This is a genomic window from Parashewanella hymeniacidonis, assembly GCF_016900895.1.
Taxonomy (GTDB): Bacteria; Pseudomonadota; Gammaproteobacteria; order Enterobacterales; family Shewanellaceae; genus Parashewanella; species Parashewanella hymeniacidonis.
The window spans coordinates 1-7,204 of the sequence record NZ_JAFEUN010000153.1 but is presented as its reverse complement, the minus strand read 5'-3'; the positions used below and the strand labels follow the sequence as shown (position 1 = coordinate 7,204).

Genomic DNA, 7,204 nt, shown 5'->3' with positions numbered 1-7,204 from the left:
CTTTTTTGGCTAAATCAACACCAATAATGGTACTTTTCATATCAGACTCCAGAATAGCGGTGAGTGTATAAAATACATCACCTAGCTAAGAGTGGGGAGCCTAATTATCTTTATTACTTGATTTTTCTAGTCAAAATACCTTTATGAGCGACTAAGTATGAAACTTTAGGTTTTTGGGTACCTAAAGTTTCAACGTATTAATCAAGGCTACAGAGTATTTGAGGATGTATCTTTATTGCCCGACTACAGTAAATGTAGTAAGGCAATAAAGATCCATACCAAGAAATAAAATATCATACTGTATGAGCTGCAATCTTCTGTTTTCTGGCTCATTTCAGTCCCTTTTCATGTTAGCAACGACAGTTTTTTGTAATACTATTTCTAATGATGGTTAATTAATTTCGACTTAAAAGATAAGCTGATTCAATAACTGTTAAGACTTATATAAGTATACTTTGAAAGGTAATTTTATTTTTGCAAAGGATAAATAATGAAATTCAATACCATAACTATATGCACAGTGCTATTATCTCTACAAATTAATTCAGCGAGTGTGTTTGCTGCTTCAGTAGAGACCGCAAATAAAATCCATTACCTTCAAGTTGAACAAGAAAAAGTTCAGTCATCGAATTTCAATAATTTCCAAAAAAGTCTACAAACACAAAACGATGATTCTGGTTATGTGTATCTCTTCAATACAACCATAAGATCCGCAATGGCCGAGACTATTTATGTCATGGCTCACAATAAAAAGACTGGAAAATGGGACTATCTTGGTGAGCAACTTTCCGCTTGGGATCCCGCAACATACTCTTCATTCTTGCCTATTGGTACAATCATTAATGCTGATATTGCAATTAAAAAAAGTTTATACGATGAAATTTATGTCAATGGGTATTCGGGTACTTGGTCAAGCGATCACATGAAGATAGACACTTCTACAGCACAATCAATAAAAACTAAAGTATGGTGGGAGGATTCTCATTTAAAAGTATATTTATATCAATTTAATGACTATGATTGGGGATGATCATTTGCGTCATGTCGAGACGATCTGTTAGTAATAGCATGTTCAGGTGAATATTTTGCGGTTTTTTAGGAACGATAATAATATTCGTATTTCAGAACATTATAGTCTTGAAGATTACCATTTTGATCAGCTTGTTCAACAATGAACGTATGAATTCTGTAAACTCTTTTTGTCCAAAAGCGTGTTTCGTTCGGTATGATGCTTTATTGCTTTATTGCTTTATTGCTTTATTGCTTTATTGCTTTATTGCTTTATTGCTTTATTGCTTTATTGCTTTATTGCTTTATTGCTTTATTGCTTTATTGCTTTATTGCTTTATTGCTTTATTGCTTGATTCTGCTGATTAAAATGCTTTTAAGAGCAACTCAGTATGAAACTTTAGGCTTTTAGATACCTAAAGTTTCAACGTATTAATCAAGGTTACAGAGTAATTGAGGGTGAATCTTTATTACCCGACTACAGTAAAAGTTGTCATCATTGATGGTAATTTTTTTCTTTACAATCATAAGTTTAGGGTGCTTGTTTTAGAGGCAGTAAAGCTGTATCTGTTCTCATTTTGACTGGTAATGTTGCAAGTTGAACAAAAAATTACCGAAAAAGCTTTACTCTTTTTCATTCCCCTGTATGATTTACCTCGCTCTGTTATGCAGGGTTATTAATGAGTAATGAGTAAAAAAGTAAAACTGTAGAATTTCTTCGTTTCGTTGTTATCCTCTATTTTTCTTATCTTTATCGTCGCATTAAATAATTCAATTTATCAGTGCATCGTATCATTACGGTAATTTTATTAATTTTTTAAATATAAGGGACACAACATGTCTACTAACACAACTGGTACAGTAAAATGGTTCAACGAAGATAAAGGTTTCGGTTTTATCTCTCAAGACAATGGCGGCGCTGACGTATTCGTTCATTTCCGTGCTATCGCTTCAGAAGGTTTCAAAACTTTAGCTGAAGGCCAAAAAGTTTCTTTTGACGTTGAGCAAGGTCCTAAAGGTCCTCAAGCTGCAAACGTTGTTGCTCTTTAAGTAGCAATACTTGACGTAAAGAGTTGATGCTCTTTACGTCATTTGTTTTACCCTTCTAAATTACTTCTTTAATTCTCACTTCTTTTCTATATTCGTTATACCAAATGCGTTGCATGAAAACGCAAATGATCTTCAATAAAACTCGCAATAAAAAAGTAACTGTGGTCGTAACCGCTTTGCATTCTATGCTCTATGTTTGAGTTATGTACTTCGGCGGCTGCAAGTAAGTTTTCAGGTTTGAGTTGATCCGTTAAAAAGTTATCAGCATCACCTTGGTCAATTAAAATTGGCAGCGTGGCTTTTTCTTGCTTCAGTAACTCGCAAGCATCGTATTGTTTCCAAGACTCGACGTCGTTACCTAAATAAGCTGAGAATGCTTTGATGCCCCAAGCGCAGCGTGTTGGGTTACTTATCGGGCTAAAAGCAGAAATCGCACGATATTGCTGAGGGTGTTTAAGGCCGATGGCTAATGCGCCGTGTCCCCCCATGCTGTGACCACTGATGGACTTTACTTTGGTTACAGGGAAGTGAGTTTCAATCAATTGCGGTAATTCATCGACGATGTAATCATACATTTGATAATGCGCTGACCAAGGCGCCTGCGTGGCATTGACATAAAACCCCGCACCTTGACCTAAGTCGTAACTATCATCATCTGCTACTGCTTCACCACGAGGGCTAGTATCGGGTGCAACAATGGCGATACCAAGGTCTGCTGCCGCTTTAAAGGCGCCTGCTTTTTGCATGAAGTTTTCATCACTGCAGGTTAAGCCTGATAACCAATACAACACTGGTACTGGGTTTTCATCACTGGCATTCGGCGGCAAAAATATCGCAAAGCGCATGTTGCAGTTTAATGCTGATGAAGTATGCGCATATTGTTTATGCCAGCCTTCAGCCACTTTAGTTTGGCTGATATTTTCTAAGCTCATGATTAATCCTTGTCCATATGGATCACGGTGCGAATACTCTTGCCCTCATGCATCAGATCAAAGGCATGGTTAACATCATTTAGACTCATTGTGTGAGTAATAAATTCTTGCAGTCCAAATTCACCAGCAAGGTATTGCTCAACGATTTGCGGTAACTGCGAGCGACCTTTTACACCACCAAAAGCTGAACCTTTCCACACTCGGCCTGTCACTAATTGAAACGGACGAGTAGTGATCTCTTGTCCTGCTCCAGCAACACCGATAATGACGGATTCGCCCCAACCTTTATGACAGCATTCAAGTGCTTGTCGCATCACGTTGACGTTACCAATACACTCAAAGGAATAATCTACGCCACCATCGGTCATTTCTACAATTACTTCTTGGATTGGCTTATCAAATTCAGTTGGGTTAATGACGTCAGTTGCCCCCAATTGTTTCGCTAGATCAAACTTACTGTCATTGATATCAATACCAATGATACGGCTTGCGCCTGCCATTTTTGCGCCAATAACAGCCGAAAGTCCAATACCGCCTAAGCCGAAAATAGCGACAGTATCACCTTGTTCTACTTTAGCGGTATTAAGTACAGCGCCCATACCTGTGGTCACGCCACAACCAAGCAAACACACTTCTTCTAATGGTGCATCTTTGTTGACTTTGGCTAATGATATTTCTGGCAGTACGGTGTATTCAGAAAACGTTGAGCAGCCCATGTAATGATAAATTGGTTGACCATCTTTAGAGAAACGACTGGTACCATCAGGCATTAAGCCCTTACCTTGAGTTTCGCGTACAGCTTGGCAAAGATTGGTTTTCCCTGACGTACAATATTTACATTTGCCGCACTCGGCGGTGTAAAGTGGAATAACGTGATCGCCGATGACAACAGAAGTGACACCTTGACCCACCATTTCAACAATACCGCCACCTTCGTGGCCAAGAATCGATGGGAAAATACCTTCAGGATCTTCACCAGACAAAGTGAATGCATCAGTGTGGCACACACCTGTTGCGACGATTCTTACTAATACTTCGCCCGCTTTAGGCAGTTCGACATCCACTTCTTCCATTTTTAGTGGTTCGCCCGCAGCCCAAGCAACGGCAGCTTTTGATTTAATTAAGGTTTGGTTGGGTTTAATGTTTAGCGTCATGGAGTACTCCTACATCAGCCTAAGGCTGTAAATCAGTTCGACGTGCATAAAGTCTAACTATTATTATTATTTTTATAATCACCCTTTATTGAAAATGATTCTTTCATATATGTAATAATTGAAAGCAAATCACCATGAGAGAGAAGTACATGGCCATTTGGGAAGGGGTAAATGAGTTCGCTTGCGTCGCTGAGACACAAAGCTTTACATTAGCCGCAGAAAGGTTAGGCGTCTCAGTAGTAAAGGTTAGTCGCAAAGTTGCCACGCTTGAAGCGGCGTTGTCGGTTAAGTTATTGCATCGAACCACTCGAAAAGTATCACTGACGGACGCTGGTAAACTTTATTATCAGAATTGTAAGCCACTCATTGAGGGATTAGAGCAAGCCGAGTTAGCCGTTACTGATATGCAACAACAAGCAAAAGGCTTGATTCGTGTCACCGCACCAACCACGTATGGTGAGCGCTTTATTGGACCGATCATCAATGATTTCTTATTGTTGCACCCACAATTGGATGTTGAACTCATTCTCACCAATCGCCAGTTAGATTTGATTGATCAGAATATGGATGTGGCAATTCGTCTTGGTCAACTCAATGATTCTTCAATGATAGCTAAGCGACTTTCCAGTCGGCAGCTCTATGTTTGCGCTCACCCTGAATACATCACAAAGCATGGAGAGCCGCATACACTTTCAGAGCTTAATCAGCACCAATGCTTGGCTGGAACGCTTTCCCATTGGCGCTTTAATGAAAATGGAAAAGCGAGAACCATTCAAATTAAAGGCAGATTGAGCTGTAATTCTGGACAGGTCCTCTATGACAGTGCCATTAAGGGATTGGGCTTGGTGCAACTACCCGGTTATTACGTTCAGCAGGCATTAGAGCAAGGCAAGTTGGTGGAAGTGTTGAGGCGGTATCGAGAGTCAACAGAAGGCATATGGGCGCTTTATCCACATAATCGTCAGTTGTCTTATAAAGTGAAATTGTTTATTGAGTTCTTGGAAAGCAATATCGATAGGTACTGATTATTTAAGCACCTATCGATTTTAAGGTTCAGTTAAAGCATTTCGATGGTCACCACATTGGTAACACCTGCTTGAAGTTGCAGTTCACCAGTGGTAGCGAATTTCCCTTGTTTTGATTCTGATTTTAAATAGTAATTACCACTATTGAGCATTTGAGGGCGCCCATAACGAAACATAGTGACTGGAGAGTCGACTAACCAACCGTTATCGTCAATAGGATACAAGTACTGTGTTGATTCTATTTCAGCACCGCTGTCTTGATGCAATGATACAAACCGAATCATGGTCATTCCTTTAGGGTTTTTTTCCGCTTTAATGCTTCTTATCAAACCGACATCATTTTTGTAGCAGTAGTGATGCAAAGGACTCTGTTTTCGTCGTATATTGGTTGTTAGCGGTTCCTGACACTCGAACTGGAGCATTACCATTACTTATACCGGCTATATCTGAAACGGAATCCGCAATTCGTCTGATGTCGGTACTTTTACAAGCTATAAGGCTCATTATGGGTAAGCATTCACCAGAGGGGTATTGACAATCTCAAACTCCCGTTTATTGGCATTTATAACTACAAGCTTGCCATTGTTTTGTGACACAAGTACCACCCCGCAAGTAAGTTTCACTGTTTATTTGAAAAGTCAATACGGGGCTGGTGAATGGTTACCATTATGGCGGCGCAAAGCAGAAGTTTCTTCATTTGACTATATCCCTTAGTATTATGATTTTTGAGACAAATAGACATCCTAACTATTTGCTTTCTGGTTGAATAATTTATCAATGGACGAGTTTTTGTCAACGAAGTTGTTGAGTCTAGATGAAAAAAAGCCTCCGTAGAGGCTCTTAAGTATTTGTCGATAAGTTTTTTGATAATTATTGCGCTCAGGTACTTAGGTAATTTAAAGTTGATAAGTTAATGTCAGCTTAGCATTGCGCTCTTCACCAGGTAACCCACCTAGGAACAAGGCTTTCTGGTAGTTGGCTTTGTTGAACAAGTTGTTGATGTTCAATTGAATGGATACATCACTCCACTGATAGCTTATCGCACTGTTCACAACCGTGTAGCTCGGTACATAACCATCTGGTACACCAAATGATGATGAACCCGCCGTGCGTTTATCAACAAAGTGCACACCTAAGCTCAGTTTTAATGGCTTATTTAATGTAAACAATTCTGCGCTGTAGGTTACCCATGCACTTGCCGTCACTAACGGCACACCTTTTTGGCGAGTATCGTAACTGCTACGATTAGGATCTTTTTTGTCACGGGCATCTTGGTACATGCCATTGACATTGATCATCCATTGCTCATTAAGCTGCGCATTTAAATCCAGTTCAACACCTTGTGTTTCTTCTTTGCCATCATAGTAAACTTAGGCACATCAGGGTTTAATTGCTCATCATATTCAGGGTTGCCGTAGCGCAAGTTTGTTCGAGCACTTTTAAAGAAAACGAGTGAAGCCAGTAATTGATCATCAAAACCTTTCACTCTGAAACCTAAGTCGTTACTGATCGATTCTGAATCTTCACGATTTGCTTCTGCTTCATCTACCACTGAGCCTAAGACGCTATAGGCTGTTCGTCCTTTAGAGTGGTTAGCAAAGATAGATAGGTTATCCATTGGTGAATAAGTTACGCCTAAATTATAAGTGACGCCATTATCTTTACTGTCGGCTTCTGGTGTAGGTTCTGCACGGCTTGAGCTGTATCTTGGATCAACACCTAGATGTTGGTAAGTTTGTTTAATTTCATTAAACGCAACACCAACACGAGTGGTGAAGTGATCGCCCCAATAACCTACGTGCTGAACACCAATGCCCCAAGCTTGCACACCCTTGTCATAGTTAGAAGTTAATAGTGGATCATAATCTTCAAATTTACCGTCATTAAAATTAGGGTTACGGATATCGTAGATGGCTCATATCGGGTTCAAGACTGCTAGGTAACCAATAGTTGAATGAGTGGCTCAAGCAGCCCTTTACCTCGTAGGCCAGCATTGTGTACAAACTCAAAAAAACCAAGATATAGAGGGAGTTTT

7 protein-coding genes and 1 pseudogene are annotated in these 7,204 nt (G+C 39.7%); 4 read left to right on the top strand and 4 right to left on the bottom strand.

All coding sequences use genetic code 11. From position 1 onward, the window contains the following. The first annotated feature begins 490 nt into the window (after window positions 1–490). The 3 genes from JQC92_RS20095 (at window position 491) to cspE (ending at window position 2,058) form a co-directional block, all read left to right on the top strand. Window positions 491–1,030, top strand: a complete 540-nt coding sequence (locus JQC92_RS20095) for a hypothetical protein (protein WP_205001313.1) — start codon at window positions 491–493, stop codon at window positions 1,028–1,030. 149 nt (window positions 1,031–1,179) lie between these two features. Continuing rightward, window positions 1,180–1,377 carry a hypothetical protein gene (locus tag JQC92_RS20090; protein ID WP_205001312.1) on the top strand — a complete coding sequence of 66 codons (198 nt, stop codon included), beginning with the start codon at window positions 1,180–1,182 and terminating at the stop codon, window positions 1,375–1,377. 468 nt (window positions 1,378–1,845) lie between these two features. After that, window positions 1,846–2,058 (top strand): transcription antiterminator/RNA stability regulator CspE, encoded by a 213-nt coding sequence (gene cspE, locus JQC92_RS20085; protein ID WP_129945244.1) that lies wholly within the window; start codon window positions 1,846–1,848, stop codon window positions 2,056–2,058. 95 nt (window positions 2,059–2,153) lie between these two features. On the opposite strand, the gene fghA is transcribed toward cspE, so the two are convergent. Then, window positions 2,154–2,990, bottom strand: coding sequence for an S-formylglutathione hydrolase (fghA, locus tag JQC92_RS20080; RefSeq protein ID WP_205001311.1), 837 nt, complete (start codon window positions 2,988–2,990; stop codon window positions 2,154–2,156). A gap of 2 nt (window positions 2,991–2,992) precedes the next feature. Next, window positions 2,993–4,144: an S-(hydroxymethyl)glutathione dehydrogenase/class III alcohol dehydrogenase gene (locus JQC92_RS20075; RefSeq protein WP_205001310.1), complete on the bottom strand. Its 1,152-nt coding sequence runs from the start codon at window positions 4,142–4,144 to the stop codon at window positions 2,993–2,995. 134 nt (window positions 4,145–4,278) lie between these two features. On the opposite strand from JQC92_RS20075, the gene JQC92_RS20070 reads away from it, so the two are divergent. Then, entirely contained in the window at window positions 4,279–5,169 is an 891-nt protein-coding gene (locus tag JQC92_RS20070) for a LysR substrate-binding domain-containing protein (RefSeq protein WP_338049534.1), read from the top strand. 32 nt (window positions 5,170–5,201) lie between these two features. On the opposite strand, the gene JQC92_RS22795 is transcribed toward JQC92_RS20070, so the two are convergent. Together JQC92_RS22795 and JQC92_RS20060 are read right to left on the bottom strand one after the other, a co-directional pair. Further along, a complete protein-coding gene (locus JQC92_RS22795; protein ID WP_239480657.1) occupies window positions 5,202–5,453 on the bottom strand; it encodes a hypothetical protein in 252 nt (83 codons plus the stop codon). Window positions 5,454–6,065: 612 nt separating this feature from the next. Then, window positions 6,066–7,081, bottom strand: a pseudogene (locus tag JQC92_RS20060) (TonB-dependent receptor domain-containing protein); the annotation flags it as partial. Window positions 7,082–7,204 lie beyond the last annotated feature (123 nt).